The organism is Lysinibacillus sp. NPDC095746 (assembly GCF_044763535.1).
Classification (GTDB): domain Bacteria; phylum Bacillota; class Bacilli; order Bacillales_A; family Planococcaceae; genus Lysinibacillus.
The window spans coordinates 1-15673 of the sequence record NZ_JBIWGL010000044.1 but is presented as its reverse complement, the minus strand read 5'-3'; the positions used below and the strand labels follow the sequence as shown (position 1 = coordinate 15673).

Sequence of the window (15673 nt, the reverse complement as noted above, 5' to 3'; positions counted from 1 at the left end):
TCACTAGTCGCCGCATGGAGCTGGCTCTACTTTTATTTTTGAAGACATATCCTGATACGTAAAATGTAGGATCTTTTTCACACGCTTGAAGTATTTAAACAAACGTTCATTTGGATGTGCATTTGCTTTATATTCATCGATAATGTCGGTGATAAGTGGTATGAGCTGTTCAGGCTCTAATCCCTCAACAACAGGCTGGGCCGCATGTGCTGTACGACCAACCGGCTTGGCACCAATAAAAACATCAAATTTACTTTTACGATAAACAATGCCAATATCATCAAATACGGCTCGATAACATGCCATACCGCAGCCGTTAAAGCCAATATTTAATGTTTTCGGTAACGCCATACCCCCAAGCTTTTCTTGAATCTCTTCTGCATAAGGAATCGAATCGACCTTTTCTCCGTAACAGAAGTCACAAGCCTTTAACGAAAGTACGTCACCAAGTGGTGCAAGTAAAAAGCCAACTTCACGGAGCTTTGTTGTAATTTTTTCAGGCTCAGACGTTGGAATTTTCAAATGAATTTGATGGTCTGGTGTATACTCCATCGTCCCTTCCTCACCAACTACTTCAGCTAATGTCATCATTTGTTGCGGCGTAAAGAACTTATTGGCTACCCCAGGACTAACCGCTAATTCAAAAACAGATTCGATTTTTTGTTGAACGAGCTTGGGTGTTACTTTCACAGCGCTCGTACCCTTCACCAAAGCAAGAGCTGCTGTTGCCATTTCAAGTGACGATTTTTTAGGCTTTAGTTGTGGTCTAATGGCTAAACTGGGCTTTATACGATTGGCGTTAGGATCTGTCGCAAAATCATTACGCGCTGCTCCTGTTTCTTGATTCATCGCCCATGGTTCATTTTCTTCCTTGAGTCGTTGATGTGGTCGTAACGGTTGTTTTTCATCACCAAGTGTATATTTCCGCTGATAACCACGTGGCGTAATCATCTTATTGTCGTAGAAGAATGTTGTTGAATTCCCAATAATAACTGTCGTTAACATGCCGATATCATGTTCAAGCATTTCTGCTAAAGTCGTCATCGTTATTTCCTGACGATCACGATATGCACTTTTCACAAGTCCAACCGGTGTCTCTGGCGAACGATATTCCAATAAAATTCGTTGCGCCTCTACGATTTGTCTAGTACGACGCCCACTTTTCGGGTTATAAAGAGCAATAACAAAATCCGCCATCGCTGCTGCTTCTACTCTTTTTGCAATTAAATTCCAAGGTGTTAAATGGTCACTTAAACTAATGGTACAGGCGTCATGCATAATTGGAGCACCTAGTAAACTCGCACACGAATTAATAGCTGAAATACCTGGAACAATTTCTACCTCGATACCAGTGGCTTCTGTCCAGCCTAGCTCGATTAATACCTCATACACTAATCCTGCCATTCCATAAACGCCGGCATCTCCACTGGAAATAACCGATACGATACTTCCAGCCTCTGCTTGACGTACCGCTTCCTGTGCACGTGAAACTTCCTCCGTCATACCAGTACTAATAATCGACTTTGCACTAACTAAATCCTGAATAAGTTCAACATAGGTTTTATAACCAATGATCATATGACTTTGTTGCAGTGCCTCTACAGCACGAGTCGTAATATGTTTAAAGTCTCCAGGGCCAAAGCCAACTACGAAAATCTTACCTTTTTGCGCCATTTTGTTACCCCTCTTTCACCTTTTCAATACCTTTAATGGCTGTTGTTTGTGCTGTACGCTGTAACGAACCTTCCTGTAATGTAAAGACATGTTCATTATGTAACGACTCATGATTTAAATCTTGTACGAGCGCTCTCGCATGCTCCGTTGTTGGCACACGGTACCAATTTCCCTGAGGATAAGCAATGACAACACAAGCATCCTTACACCTGCCATTACAGCGGGTTCTTGTCGTATGTATTTCCTGATCAAGAGCTAGTAACTGTATTTCATCACGAATTGCCTGAGTAATATCCTCAGCATCTTTTTTCATACAGCTACTACCATTGCAAATAAAAAGATGCGTTTTCATCCCCTCTAAATTCCAAGTTGTCATAGTTGTTCTCCTCTCATTTGCTTTTAGGAAAAGAAAAACCTTTACTCTAGACGAAGAGTAAAGGTTTGTAGAAGCCAAATAAAAACGAATATATACAGGTACTCGCTCTTGCTTCAACTTCTCCCTCCGAAAAGTTTGCATGCATCATCACATAAGCAGGTTTCCTGACTTAAGCTTCCTTTTACTTTCGCACCTTCCTAGTTTTCACTAGTGGCATCCGCGATTTCATCAGCTATTACAGTAGCGGGGGCTGTATCGGACTTTCACCGATTTCCCTATTATCTTGAAAAAATTCAAGCACTTATGGATGTTTTATATGAATTTTTAATATATCAAGTATGCCTCGGCATAATTCCGTGACAGCCGTGGAGGCTTTAACTTCTTTCAGCAGGTTCAGGTGTTTTGACACCCACTGAAAAGAACTTAAATCAGCATTCCTTCTATAGCTAACACTTCACTTTCGCTACAAAGGCGTTTGCTGAAAGAATTTTCATGTAATTTAAAACTGTTTCTATCATAGCTTATTTTTTTAAAATTTCAACATTACTTTCTTAATTTGTGACAATTTTTTTAAAATTCTATAGAAAAACGCGACATTCTTTTTTGTTTTATCTAAATTTTCGATATAGACTATCAATTTTAAATTTTTTCATAAAAATGATAGCATATATATGGAAATTCATGTTACACTTTGTCGTGAAATCTCACAACTTCATCTTTTTTCGGTGCGAATTGTTCAGCTTTTCGCTTAAAAGGGAAGCCGGTTCAAATCCGGCGCGGTCCCGCCACTGTACTAGGGAGTTTTATGGAGAATGTCACTGTCCAAAGGATGGGAAGACCTATAAAACGTTGAACTAAAGCCAGGAGACCTGCCGAAAAATATGTGATCGTTTCAACCTACGAGGATGGGTGTGCGGCTTAGCAGATTAGAATTTTATTTGCTTTTTTAGCTATGCACTTTTCCACTATCGGAGAAGTGCTTTTTTCATTCAGAAGAGAATCCGTCTCCAGGTAGATGAGTACAGATATGGTTCCAACCGGGTCAAAACACCTACTGAATGAAAAAAAGCCTCTGGCGGATGTCACGGACTTTGAAAGGAATGCACAATTCAAAATCCGGACGCATTGTTTATCTGTGCGAAAGCGAAGCGGCAGCTACAAATGTTTTCTGTAGCGAAAGCGAAGCGGCAGCTACAAATGTTTTCTGTAGCGAAAGCGAAGCGGCAGCTACAATTACGCCAAGGCCAAATTGGATCGATCGCATACTAATTCGAAAAAGTTAAAAGCTAGGAGGAGAGATTCTTGAAATTTTCAGGTTGGAAGCTTAGTTATTTCTTATTGGCATTTTTATTCGTGCCAAATCGTGCATTTGCGATGCATATTATGGAGGGTTTTTTGCCAATTGAATGGGCGATTTTTTGGTGGGTCATATCGATTCCATTTATTATTTTAGGATTACGTTCTATTCGAAAAACCATTGAAGAAAATCCTGAAACAAAAATGATATTAGGGCTATCGGGTGCCTTTGCCTTTGTACTATCTGCCTTAAAAATCCCTTCTGTAACAGGGAGTTGCTCACATCCAACTGGAGTTGGACTTGGAACAGTTCTTTTTGGACCATTAGCGATGAGTGTTATCGGGACAATCATATTATTATTCCAATCTTTACTGTTAGCACACGGTGGGCTTACAACATTAGGGGCAAATACCTTTTCTATGGCAATTATGGGCCCTATTATCGCTTACTATGTATTTAAGGGCTCACAAAAAATGGGATTATCATTTTCAGTAGCCGTCTTTTTAGCAGCAATGCTTGGTGACTTAGGTACATATGTTGTCACTTCAGTGCAACTAGCTCTTGCCTTCCCTTCTGAGGTCGGAGGCTTTATGGCTTCATTCACAAAATTTGCTGGTATTTTTGCGCTAACACAAATTCCTCTTGCTGTTAGTGAAGGAATTTTAACAGTGATTGTTATGAACTTCCTGAAAAAATACAATGTGAGTGAATTAAAAACTCTACGTGTTTTCTCAACAAAGGAGGCACACTAACATGAAAAAAAACCTACTGCTCTTAGCCATTGTTGTGTTTCTAGCAATTATCCCCCTATTTATTCAAAAAGGTGCAGAGTTCGAAGGGGCTGATGGCGAAGCGGAAGCAGCAATTAGTGAAATTGATGCTAACTACGAGCCATGGTTTGAAAGCTTATGGGAGCCACCAAGTGGTGAAATTGAAAGCTTATTATTCGCATTACAAGCTGCTATTGGCGCTGGATTTATCGGCTATTTTATTGGCTTAATGCGCGGCAAACATAAAGAGGGTTAAGCGATGTTACTCATTGATAAGTATGCTTATTTGAATAAATTAGCGTCTGTTCATCCGTTAGAAAAAATGACGTTATCCCTTGGACTACTTATATTGTCGCTTATCATGAGAGATGAACGAATTTCACTCATTACATTTTTTGTGATGAGTGCTTTTATCATTTTAGGTGCAAAAATCCCTGCAAAATATTACGCTAAATTGCTATTGCTACCCGGATTTTTTTTACTATCAAGTTTAGTGTCAATTTTAATTTCTATAGCGCCAACAACTAGCACGTTACCAACGTATATTTGGTCATTTTCACTTAATAATTGGACGATTTTTATCGGCAGAGCGAGCCTCGGAACAGCGCAACAGCTTTTTTTCATCGTCCTTGGCAGCATTAGCTGTTTGTATTTTTTAATTCTCACAACATCAGTCCAATCTATTTGTTACGTGCTTCGACAATGGCGAATTCCAACTCTATTTGTAGAGCTAGTAGAGCTAACGTATCGTTTTATTTTTATCTTTTTAGATAGTATGCAAAAAATTCATCTTGCCCAGCAGGCTCGTCTAGGATACAGCTCCCCTATACAGTGGCTTCGTTCGGTATCAATGTTAATTGCAGCTTTATTTGTCGAGATGTTCCAACGCAGTCGTGAACTAAACAATGCGATGGAAGCCCGTGGAGGCGAAACTGTTTATTGGCAAAACGATGTTATCTATAACACGAAAAATTGGATAGGTATTGCTACTATTTTTATACTCCTCATCATTTATGGAGGTTTTTTCTGATGACAGATTTATACTTTGATTTAACACATTTATCCTACGCTTATGCAGATGGAACTTATGCACTAACAGATATTACACTTCAAATTCCAAAGGGGAAAAAAATCGCTTTACTTGGTCATAATGGAGCTGGAAAATCAACGTTATTTCAGCATTTAAATGGTATTTTGAAGCCTACCGCTGGAAGTATATCCTTTTGTGGCAATGACCTGAACTATAGTAGAAAAGCATTAAAACAATTACGCCAACAGGTTGGTATTGTTTTTCAGGATGCCGACAATCAGCTTTTTTCTGGCACAGTTAAGCAAGATATTGCATTTGGTCCTTTGAATCTTGGCTGGACAACTGAAAAAATTGAAAAGAAAATTGCGTGGGCCGTCGCTCAAACCGAAGTCGAAGCATTGCTAGATAAACCGATCCATTTTTTAAGTGTTGGACAGAAAAAACGTGTCGCAATGGCAGGAGTACTTGCAATGGAACCATCCGTTTTATTATTAGATGAACCAACAGCTGGACTAGATAATTATTATAGTGCACAAGTTTTACAGTATTTAGAAACATTAGAGAACGGTGAACGAACAATTTTACTGGCAACACATGATATTTCATTAGCTTATGAATGGGCAGATCAAATAATCGTGATGGAAGCTGGGACAATTATTTATAATGGAGATCCAGTTGCAATGTTCTTCCAAGAAGATTTGCTTGAAAGAGCCCATCTTGAACGACCATGGGTCTTTGAAATGGCCATTGCCTTGCAAAAGAAAAAGTTATTTAAAAAAAACATTAAAATGCCTCGTTCGAAGGAAGATTTGCACAGACTTCTTGAGCAGCTTTAAGATAATTTGTTCATAGTTAATTGAATCTGTGCTCCTACTCCCATCTCACAAATCGAGTAGAATGTTTCGACCACTCTTCTCATATTTTTATAATGGGATAAATATGAGAAGAGTGGTGATTTTGGAAAAATATATACTTATTACGAAACTTTTCTATCAGTCATCCGTATTAGTATAGATGTCACAAATATTTGGCACACTCAAGGAGGGAAAACAGTTGAAAAACTGGAAGAAAAAATCAGTTGCTTTAGTAGCATCTGCAGCACTAATGGTTCCTGCTACTTCTGCCTTTGCTGAAGCGCCACAAAAAACAGCGAAGAACCAAGAGTTAGTGAAAGTAGCTAGCAATAAGGATCAAACATCTAAGAATCAAAAAGAATGGATTAGTCAGGATACGATTATCGTCAAACATTCCGGTCTTGATAAGAATGTGCACAAAAAAATTGGCGCAAAAGTGATCCGCTCTATTCCTTCATTAGGATACGATGTTATCCAACTGAACAAAGGAACAGATTTGGAAAAAGCAGTTTCATACTATGTGAAACAAAAAGGAGTTAAAAAAGTATCTCCAAGCTACGTGTATCATTCCTTTGGCACAGAAGTAGATCCAAAGAAACAGGATATGTACCATTTGAGTCTACTTCAAATTGATAAAGCTCTAGAATTAGCAGGCAACAATGATGTAAAAGTAGCCGTTATCGATGGTGGTGTGGATTTTAAGCATCCAGATTTAAAATCTCAAGTGTTACCGCCATATAATGCAGCAGCCCCAGCCAATAATCCTTATCCAAACGACCACGGAACACATGTGGCTGGAATTGTTGGTGCAGCAAAAGATAATGGGATTGGAGGCCATGGGATTAATCCAAACGCTAAGATTCTTCCAATTGATGTATTTAACGGAAAAGAAGGTACTACCGATTACTTCATAGCACAAGGAATCCTTTACGCGATTGAGCAAAACGCAGATGTTATCAATATGAGCCTTGGCGGCTATGGAGAATCTCCATTAGTGAAGGAAGCTGTTCAAAAAGCGATTGATAAAGGCATTACCGTTGTAGCAGCTGCTGGAAATGAATCGACAGATGAATACTTCTTCCCTGCTTCATTCGAAGGCGTTATTAGTGTAGGATCTACGAATGAAAGAAACAAACTATCAAGCTATTCAAACTATGGTCCATCAGTTGACCTTGTAGCTCCAGGTGAAGACATTTACAGTACAGTTCATGATGAGAAAAAAGGATCATCCTTTGTAAAATTTAGTGGAACATCGATGGCTTCTCCTGTTGTTGCAGGTGTGGCATCCCTACTAAAATCAAAATATCCAAATTTAAAGCCTTATGAAATAGAAGCTATTCTCGAAATGACCGCAAAGGATTTAGGTGAAAAGGGCTATGATCTGACATATGGACATGGCCTTGTAGATCCTGTGAAAGCATTACAGTTTAATATTAATAATCTACCAAAACAGTATTCTGAAACAAAAGAAGAGCGCTTGAAAAACGCAAAAGTCCTTAAAAAAGATATAGTAAATACTGAAAAAGGTGAATTCAAGTTACCAGACGAAAAGAAATGGTACAAGGTGGAGCTAGATGCAAATGAGTATGCTCAACTGACATTAAAAGGTGCAGACAAATATGATTATGCATTTGATTTATACTTCTACCCTGAAGGTAATAAAAAAGAAGTAGAACCAATTAACGTCAATGATGTACGTGTAGGCAAGCAAGAAGGATACCTATATAAAGCAGATCAAAAAGGAACCCTTCTTATTGGCGTTAAAGATCATAATGGCAGCTATAGCTCGAAAGGTAATTCAAACTACGTATTCACGGCTCAAACAACTAAAAAATTACCAATTGATGCTTTAGATATGGAACATATGGCGAAGATTGAAAAATTCCCATTCAGTACAGCCGGGAAAAACTATACCCTACTTTCTGAAGATCATCTAGGTGATAAAGATTATTTTACATTTTCAGTGAATGAACCAACGACACTGAAATTTGATTTAGCTGGGATTCCAGGTGTTTCTGCTTCTATGGAGCTTTATCTAAAAGAAGATTTAGTTAATGTTCCGTCAGAGGAGGAAGATGATGAAGGATTAAATGAGGCCTACCCAATCCGAGCATCTTACGGCACGGATAAAGGCGATGGCGTCAACTTAGTTGTCGATGCTGTACCTGAGGAAGAGTATGTAATAAGCGTATCTAATGAAAACGGTATGAATTTTTCACTTGATATGTTCTTTGGCGGCGGTATTGAAACTGAGCAAACTGTTAGTGAATCCATCATTCCTTACACATTAAAAGGTGAAGTCGTTACCCTTCCTAAGGATGAAGACGGACTTTCATCAAATGGCGGAATGCAAGAAGACAACGTACAAAAGGAAATTTTACCTTTAACGGAGTATAAAGCAAAGAAACGTAATCAACTAAATGATTTCATGAATATATTCATGAATCCAGATGCTATGGGACAACCGGAAAATGTTGACCAAATCATGAGCCAAGCAATTCGTTTTGATATTGGTAAAGATCAAAAAGCATACTTCCAAACAGAAGATGATCAAGATTACTTCGCATTTACAGCTAAAGAAGATGCCGTATATGGTTTCCAAATTCAAAAGGGTTTAAACCAATCTCCAGCCGGTACTGTATTCGAATATGATGAGGAAACAAATGAATTAATCCCAGTTTCTTCATTAACGAATGATATGGGGTTACTCAGTCTACTTTTTGGATCAGCAAGTGATCCAAACGATGCAAAGGCAATTGCATTGAAAAAGGACAAAACATATGTAGTACAAGTGATGAATTTTGGTGATCGTTCTGCTGAACCATATACACTTAAAACTAGTAAAATGGCAGCAATTCCAGAAGACGATAATAGAAGTAATAACACACCAACCACTGCAACAACGATAAAACCTGGTATTACTTATAAAGATCATCTCATTTATCAAGATGATACTGATTTCTACTACTATAAACAACAGGGGAAAGATGAAGTCATGAGTCTTCTTATTTCTTCTGTACCATATACTAAAGAACAGCTAGCTCAATTACCTAATGAACTTCAAAATGACTTGAAATTTTCAGGCTCTATTATAGAAGATACAAATGGTAATATGGAAATCGATCCACATGAAATGGCTACTGAAATACCATTTGGACAAGGTGAAGACCTACTTCAAATGCTACTTGGTCTTGGAGGAACAACAGATGTAAATACTTCTTTTAAAGCCAAAAAAGATCACGGTTATTTTATTGTTCTTAACGGAAGCAATGTAGGACAAGTATCAATCCAGCCATATACTTTAACTTTGTTTGATCATAAAAAACAAGATGAGGATGCAGATTCTAAGTTAGTTAATGGTATACCGACAAAACCAACTGTACTTACGAAAAAAGATGATAAATGGGTAGCTACTCAATATTTAAATGCTGGTGTTCCATTTGGTGATAAGGACTATTTTGAATTTAATAACGACAGCAAACGCAATGTGTCCTTCTCTCTTCAAACAGAAAAAGCACTAGATGGTGTCATCCGTATTATTGATGCAAAAGGAAAAACAGTTGAAACTTTAGATCTTTACGGAGCTGGAGATGCTGAAGTAGGTACAGTCGAACTGGATAAAGGCACTTACTATATTGAAGTAAGTGAATATTACGGCAAAGCTAGTACTCAACCATATACACTTGAAATAAAATAAGATATACCCTTGGGCTGAAAAACGAACTTTTAAGAACAATAGACTTTTCAGTTGAAGGTAGTGTAATAGCTGCAAGATTTAAGTTTTCAAAAAAATGAAGGTTTATCCCCTAGATGATGAAAAATCTAGGGGATTTTTTATATAGAGATGATCTACCCTTTCTATTCGACCTAATTTAAACTTGGCTTTTCCCCTAAATATTGTGCCACCTTTTGCACAATATGCTTCCAATTTAATTCCGCCCTTGCGAATGCTTGGAGATGTTCACACGTATCCCCTAGTAAAGCTTCCTGTTTCGTTACTTGCTGCAATGTCTGCCCAACACCTTCCCAATCATGTGTCGGATGAATTGTTCCATAGCGTTGATTATGAGTAATATCCAAAGCCCCATCTACATCAGTCGAAACAATGTAACAACCATTCTTTGCAGCCTCAGCAAATACATGAGCATAGCATTCTACTAAAGAGGTAAGGCAAAAAATTTTAGCCTTTCTATACTCCTCCTCCAATTGCACCTTATCATAAATCGGTCCCAAAATAATGACCCGTGCCGCAAATGGGTTTCCATCAAGTACGTTCAGCAGCTCCTGTCTAAACGCCTCTGACATGGGACCTACTAACCGAAATTCCCAATCTGAAAGTTGTGCAGCTAAAAATGCTTTGACTGCTAAAAGAATTTGTTTTTCAGGAGCATCTAATCGGCCAACCGTTAGTATTCTATTTTCTTTTTCTTTATATGAAACCGGCTCTGTTTGAAATAGCTCATAAAAACCATTAGGAATACGTTTAATATCTAAATTTAAAAATTCATGAATAGCGTTTTGAATGGATTCACACTCAGAGGAAAGTACATCACAAAGCTGGAGTAACTCTGAAAAATAAGGATAGGTTTTTAATCGATTTAACCAAAAACGATTAACATCTAGTTTCATATAAATTTTTCCGTTCGGATTAAATTTTTTATAGGTTTTTAATATCGACAAATACGATGGATACGGTCCTATTGCAAATGCAATATCGATGTCCTTTGCATGCTCTATTAAATAGGTATTCATATTATCAACATAGTCATCCTCAAACGGAATATGTTGAAAAGTAACAGCAGGAAAATTTTGTTTCAATAATATCTCATTCATTTCCGTCGTCAAAATACTAACATCATAACCTAAATATTCACCTAACAAAATCGGAACAAGGCACAAATCTTTGAAAATATGTGCGTCGGAAAGCTTATACGATTCCACGCTACATATGAAGGCTATCTTTTTTGACATAACATCCCCCTTTTTAAAATGAAGTGGTTTCCTTAAATTATGATTTTTCGTTGAATAACGTGAAAAGAATAGTATAAGCACCGTGAATACACTAGTAAAATCACCTTATTTTCAATGTGCTTTCTCTCTTTTAAATAACAACGAATCTAAACAATTGCCTATAGAACAGCACTTGCAACGCATATTGTAATAAAGAATCCTTTATGTCAATCAAAGCTAACAGCATTAAAACTTTGCTTACGCCTATCGAACATTTTTTACTAACAATAAAAGAATCGAGGGTTATACATGAAAATCAGCTTTTTATCACCTGCCTATAATAGTGAAGAGTGGATTTTAACAATGTTGGAAAGTATCCCGAAAGAATACGCCTATGAAATTATCGTTTGCGATGATGGCTCCACCGACAATACTGTAGCCCTATTAAAGGACTATCAAAAAAACTGCCCTGCCTTGAAAATCATTAACCATCCAACTAATTTGGGTGCTAGTGTAGCCTATAATCGTTGTATTGCCGAAGCTACAGGTGATTATATAGCTATCATTGATAGTGATGATCACTATTTACCCGCTATTGGAAACGTCTTAGCACAAGTAGATGGTCAGTTTGATATTTACTACTACAACATGTTAACAAAGGCTGGCTACACATTTATAAAAGATGAATCTAATCGATATACTTTACCTGGACAATTTAAAATTATTCGAAGAAGTTTTGTAGGTGATGCAACCTTTACCATAAGAAAAGATATTGCCGGGGATTGGGATTTTAATTGTGCCTTAATGGATAAAAATCCGACCAGCAAATATACAAATGAATTGGCATATTGGTATAACTTCCCGAGAGAAAATTCTGAATATGATTTACATCGAAGAGGATTAAAATAAAATAGTACTCCATACATGTAAGAGGTGTGAAACAATACAATGTTTAAAGATAAAGTTCTTCTCATAACTGGAGGCACAGGCTCTTTTGGTAATGCGGTATTAAGGAGATTTTTGAATACCGACATTAAAGAAATACGCATCTTTTCAAGAGATGAAAAAAAGCAAGATGATATGCGTAAACTCTATCAACATCCGAAAATCAAATTTTTTATCGGCGATGTACGTGACATCCAAAGCATTTACAATGCGATGTATGACGTCGATTTTATTTTTCATGCTGCAGCTCTAAAGCAAGTCCCCTCTTGTGAATTTTTCCCACTGGAGGCAGTTAAAACAAACATCATCGGCACCGACAATGTTTTAACGGCTGCTATTCAAACCGGTGTTAAAAAAATTATTTGCCTATCTACTGATAAGGCTGCTTATCCAGTAAATGCAATGGGCATATCAAAGGCCATGATGGAAAAAACGTTTATTGCTAAGTCAAGAATGGTCCATCCAGATCAAACATTGATTTGCGGTACACGGTATGGCAATGTCATGGCTTCACGCGGCTCTGTTATTCCTTTATTTATCGAACAAATTAAAGCTGGCAATCCTTTAACGATTACAGATCCAAAAATGACACGCTTTATGATGAGTCTTGATGAAGCAGTAGAACTAGTTTTATATGCCTTTTCACACGCAGATAACGGAGACATTATGGTACAAAAATCACCAGCTGCATATATTGAGGATTTAGCACAGGCTTTACTAGAAATATTTCAGGCACAAAATAAGATACAAATAATCGGAACACGGCATGGTGAAAAGATTTACGAAGTGTTATTAACGAAGGAAGAAGCCGCAAAGGCACTCGATATGGGGAATTTTTATAGAATCCCTGCAGATAATCGAGATTTAAATTATGGGAAATATCTTGATGAGGGTTCTCCTAAAATTACGCTAACCGATGAATATAACTCTACTAATACGAAAATACTGTCCGTCGCTGAAATAAAAGAAAAATTATTAACGCTCCCTCTTGTTCAAGAAGAATTACATAATTGGATGGGAGGAAAACCTTGAAATTTTTAGTTCTTGGAGCTACAGGAATGGCTGGCCACACGATTTCACTCTATTTATGCTCAAAAGGGCATGATGTAACTACCTATTCACGAACAGCCTTTTCATATGGAAATAATATTACGGGAGATATTTCTGATGCAGATTTTTTAAGGTCACTATTACTAGAAGACGACTACGATGTTGTAGTCAATTGTATCGGCGTTTTAAATGATGCCTGTGAAACGGACCGTGAGAAAAGCATTTATCTCAATAGTTATTTGCCTCATGCCATTGTATCTTTATTAAAAAACAGGAAAACCAAGCTTATTCATTTGAGTACGGATTGTGTGTTCTCAGGAAAAACAGCTCCCTATCATGAAAAAAGCCTTCTCGACGGAGAAACCTTTTACGATCGTACGAAGGGCTTAGGAGAAATTGAAAGCACTCAACACCTAACGTTTCGCAACTCTATCATCGGTCCGGATTTGAAGGAAGATGGTATTGGTCTCTTCAATTGGTTTATGAAGCAGCATGATACTATTCGCGGCTATACTGGTGCAATATGGACCGGAGTTACTACCCTAACGTTAGCAAAAGCAATTGAACGAGCAGCAATTGAAGGGACAACAGGCCTCTATCACCTCGTCAACAATAGCAGTATTTCAAAGTTTGACCTTCTGCAATTATTCAATAAACATTTCAAGGAAAATAAAGTCATCATACGACCATATGAGCTCGTAAACATAAATAAAACCCTTGTCAACACTCGAAAAGATTTTTCATTTACTGTACCTAGCTATGAAGAAATGGTTTTTGAGATGAAAAACTGGATATGGCAGCATAAAGAATTATATCCCCATTATTTTAAATGAGTTTGGAGGTTCTGTATGCTAAAGGAAAGTTCGGAGACCGTGCAAAATGGCCACGAGTAAGTATATCATTCATGACACTAGAAAATATCGCGATTAGTTAATTTGATTTTGCAGCAAAAAAGACACCTACTACGGTGTCTTTTAGATATGCGACTAGTATTTGATTTTGAGAGTATCCCCATCGACATAAACTCCCTCGGAACGGGAAATCGGCAGCTTTTGCTCTGCTGAGAAGCCGATCGTTTCTCCATCCCTTAAAGTGACATTCTCTTCTACAATATACCCGGAAATCGTAATCAAAAAATCACGCAGTTCGGCTGGAGATGCTTGACTGTCCAAGATTTCAATTTCATCCTTGCCAAAGGACTTAAGCCCATAAGTATATCCATCTACCCCTGTTTCCGTTCCGACCAGGCCGAAATAAACAAGATTCAGTAAAGGAAACATATCGTCATTTTTCATGATTTCAGCCATATCCTGGAAAATTTCAGGTTGGAATACGGTGCCAGATGTATAGATCCCTATTGCGTTAGGAAGCTTTAAACAACTGGCCGCCAACTTAGTGTATAGCCTGCCACTGTCCAGCGGGGAGCCGGAGCGAGTAAATGCAGCCAGGATGATTTGAGCTACATGGGTTTGCGTAACCTCCACGGCTTCCTTCCACATATAATTGCCCTGGGCATAATACTCAGCCTCACCATCTGGTACGGGAGCTTCAACAAAACTAACCGCTAACATACAGTCGTCCACTTCAAAGACTAAGGTTCCATCCTCTGTTTCTTCGGCGTTCTCCTCATCCTCTACTAACGAGCAGGTGATGTTCCAATCATTCAAAAGGTTGGCCTTTATCTGATCCATATCACATTCTGCAGAGTTAAGCAGAACGAACCCGTTAAAAATACCAGATCCATTCTCTTGCGTGTCCGTCTCGTCCTCCATGGATTGGGTAGCTTCATATGCTGCAGCCCGCTGCATCCAGTATTCTCGGATTAATTCTACCATCTTTACAGCTTCTTGCTCTGCAGTCGCAGGGTCATAAGGTTGCATCTCGCTGAATATATGGCCGCAATGCTCAGTGTCAGAAGGGTCCTCATAGCCTCCACATACGCCAAGGAGCCATTTGCCGAGTATTGTTTTTTTATACTTGAATATATAGTAGTGCATATCATATAAATCAAATTCTGCTGCAATTTCTATTTTCTTAGGTTTTTGCCCAAGTTCGTGTTCATCTGCTAGCCAGTCGATCATGGATTGCATAGCTGCTTGTTGTTGAGCTGTCATCAATTTCTCCCCTTTATGAATGCATGCTTCTACAATTATACTACCAACTTTTAGGAAGATGAATAATAAATCAAGAATTATCCCAAAAATTAGTAGTTTACTTCTATTTTTACTTCTATTCCCACTGGGGCTTTTGGCCAACAAATGTCTTTTGGGGCGAAAGCGAAGCGGCAACGGCGTGGTTTTGTCTGCGCGAAAGCGAAGCGGTAGCTGCAACAGCACTATGTTACGTTTTTAGCCTGAGTTCTTCCCCTATTTCAGCGAGTGGTTAGACTCCCGCTGAATAGGTTCTACATCGTATTTTAGAATTGCAAAGTTCATTCTCAATTCCTTTTGTCGACAGCGATCAAGCTTCGGGTTTTATAATTATGGAAACAGAGTCGTTCATTATATTTAGTGCTAGAATCAGTACCAATATAATCCCTATTTTTTGGTCATAAAAAAACCCCTCCATTCAATTGAATTGGGGGAAAATTCCGATACTATATTCAGGGTAATAAAAAGGGATTCTGCGTCAGTAAAATGTACCCTATAAGATAGACACTTTCAAAAAGGTCATCTTATAGGGTATTTTTGTTTATAATGAAGAAAAAACGAGCGGTGGTTAATAGTA

Annotated in this window: 12 protein-coding genes and 2 riboswitches; of the genes, 8 read left to right on the top strand and 4 right to left on the bottom strand. The window is 38.0% G+C overall.

What is annotated here, in order from left to right; all coding sequences use genetic code 11:
• Positions 1 to 3: 3 nt before the first annotated feature.
• Together cobJ and ACIQ7N_RS21990 are read right to left on the bottom strand one after the other, a co-directional pair.
• A complete protein-coding gene (gene cobJ / locus ACIQ7N_RS21995; protein WP_402936227.1) occupies positions 4 to 1674 on the bottom strand; it encodes a precorrin-3B C(17)-methyltransferase in 1671 nt (556 codons plus the stop codon).
• A 4-nt stretch (positions 1675 to 1678) separates the two neighbouring features.
• Entirely contained in the window at positions 1679 to 2050 is a 372-nt protein-coding gene (locus ACIQ7N_RS21990) for a (2Fe-2S) ferredoxin domain-containing protein (protein ID WP_402936225.1), read from the bottom strand.
• Positions 2051 to 2186: 136 nt separating this feature from the next.
• Positions 2187 to 2370, bottom strand: a riboswitch (cobalamin riboswitch).
• A gap of 386 nt (positions 2371 to 2756) precedes the next feature.
• A riboswitch (cobalamin riboswitch) is annotated at positions 2757 to 2941 on the top strand.
• 411 nt (positions 2942 to 3352) lie between these two features.
• Here ACIQ7N_RS21990 and ACIQ7N_RS21985 point away from each other — a divergent pair.
• The 5 genes from ACIQ7N_RS21985 (at position 3353) to ACIQ7N_RS21965 (ending at position 9698) form a co-directional block, all read left to right on the top strand.
• Entirely contained in the window at positions 3353 to 4099 is a 747-nt protein-coding gene (locus tag ACIQ7N_RS21985; RefSeq protein WP_402936223.1) for an energy-coupling factor ABC transporter permease, read from the top strand.
• A 1-nt stretch (position 4100) separates the two neighbouring features.
• Positions 4101 to 4373 (top strand): energy-coupling factor ABC transporter substrate-binding protein, encoded by a 273-nt coding sequence (locus tag ACIQ7N_RS21980; RefSeq protein ID WP_132359992.1) that lies wholly within the window; start codon positions 4101 to 4103, stop codon positions 4371 to 4373.
• Positions 4374 to 4376: 3 nt separating this feature from the next.
• Entirely contained in the window at positions 4377 to 5147 is a 771-nt protein-coding gene (cbiQ, locus tag ACIQ7N_RS21975) for a cobalt ECF transporter T component CbiQ (protein WP_402936221.1), read from the top strand.
• A complete protein-coding gene (locus tag ACIQ7N_RS21970) occupies positions 5147 to 5983 on the top strand; it encodes an energy-coupling factor ABC transporter ATP-binding protein (RefSeq protein ID WP_402936219.1) in 837 nt (278 codons plus the stop codon). Before cbiQ ends, ACIQ7N_RS21970 begins: the two co-directional genes overlap by 1 nt.
• Positions 5984 to 6200: 217 nt before the next feature.
• Entirely contained in the window at positions 6201 to 9698 is a 3498-nt protein-coding gene (locus ACIQ7N_RS21965; RefSeq protein WP_402936217.1) for a S8 family peptidase, read from the top strand.
• A gap of 170 nt (positions 9699 to 9868) precedes the next feature.
• Here the strand turns inward: ACIQ7N_RS21965 and ACIQ7N_RS21960 are convergent, their stop codons facing one another.
• Positions 9869 to 10972 carry a glycosyltransferase gene (locus ACIQ7N_RS21960; protein ID WP_402936215.1) on the bottom strand — a complete coding sequence of 368 codons (1104 nt, stop codon included), beginning with the start codon at positions 10970 to 10972 and terminating at the stop codon, positions 9869 to 9871.
• 288 nt (positions 10973 to 11260) lie between these two features.
• Between ACIQ7N_RS21960 and ACIQ7N_RS21955 the strand changes: the two genes are divergently transcribed.
• Genes ACIQ7N_RS21955 through ACIQ7N_RS21945 form a run of 3 tightly spaced genes read left to right on the top strand, consistent with a single transcriptional unit; the run spans position 11261 to position 13779 of the window.
• Entirely contained in the window at positions 11261 to 11860 is a 600-nt protein-coding gene (locus ACIQ7N_RS21955) for a glycosyltransferase family 2 protein (RefSeq protein WP_402936213.1), read from the top strand.
• Positions 11861 to 11899: 39 nt separating this feature from the next.
• The gene (locus ACIQ7N_RS21950) at positions 11900 to 12928 is read left to right on the top strand and encodes a polysaccharide biosynthesis protein (protein ID WP_402936211.1); all 1029 of its coding nucleotides are present in this window, start codon (positions 11900 to 11902) and stop codon (positions 12926 to 12928) included.
• Entirely contained in the window at positions 12925 to 13779 is an 855-nt protein-coding gene (locus ACIQ7N_RS21945) for an SDR family oxidoreductase (protein WP_402936209.1), read from the top strand. The genes ACIQ7N_RS21950 and ACIQ7N_RS21945 overlap by 4 nt, the downstream gene beginning before the upstream one ends.
• Before the next feature lie 153 nt (positions 13780 to 13932).
• Here ACIQ7N_RS21945 and ACIQ7N_RS21940 read toward each other — a convergent pair whose 3' ends face one another.
• Positions 13933 to 15060: a DUF4261 domain-containing protein gene (locus ACIQ7N_RS21940; protein ID WP_402936207.1), complete on the bottom strand. Its 1128-nt coding sequence runs from the start codon at positions 15058 to 15060 to the stop codon at positions 13933 to 13935.
• Positions 15061 to 15673 lie beyond the last annotated feature (613 nt).

Coding starts and splice junctions, on each gene's coding strand:
- cobJ (WP_402936227.1), bottom strand. CDS start 1,674: ATGGCGCAAAAAGGTAAGATTTTCGTAGTTGGCTTTGGCCCTGGAGAC.
- ACIQ7N_RS21990 (WP_402936225.1), bottom strand. CDS start 2,050: ATGACAACTTGGAATTTAGAGGGGATGAAAACGCATCTTTTTATTTGC.
- ACIQ7N_RS21980 (WP_132359992.1), top strand. CDS start 4,101: ATGAAAAAAAACCTACTGCTCTTAGCCATTGTTGTGTTTCTAGCAATT.
- cbiQ (WP_402936221.1), top strand. CDS start 4,377: ATGTTACTCATTGATAAGTATGCTTATTTGAATAAATTAGCGTCTGTT.
- ACIQ7N_RS21970 (WP_402936219.1), top strand. CDS start 5,147: ATGACAGATTTATACTTTGATTTAACACATTTATCCTACGCTTATGCA.
- ACIQ7N_RS21960 (WP_402936215.1), bottom strand. CDS start 10,972: ATGTCAAAAAAGATAGCCTTCATATGTAGCGTGGAATCGTATAAGCTT.
- ACIQ7N_RS21955 (WP_402936213.1), top strand. CDS start 11,261: ATGAAAATCAGCTTTTTATCACCTGCCTATAATAGTGAAGAGTGGATT.
- ACIQ7N_RS21950 (WP_402936211.1), top strand. CDS start 11,900: ATGTTTAAAGATAAAGTTCTTCTCATAACTGGAGGCACAGGCTCTTTT.
- ACIQ7N_RS21940 (WP_402936207.1), bottom strand. CDS start 15,060: ATGACAGCTCAACAACAAGCAGCTATGCAATCCATGATCGACTGGCTA.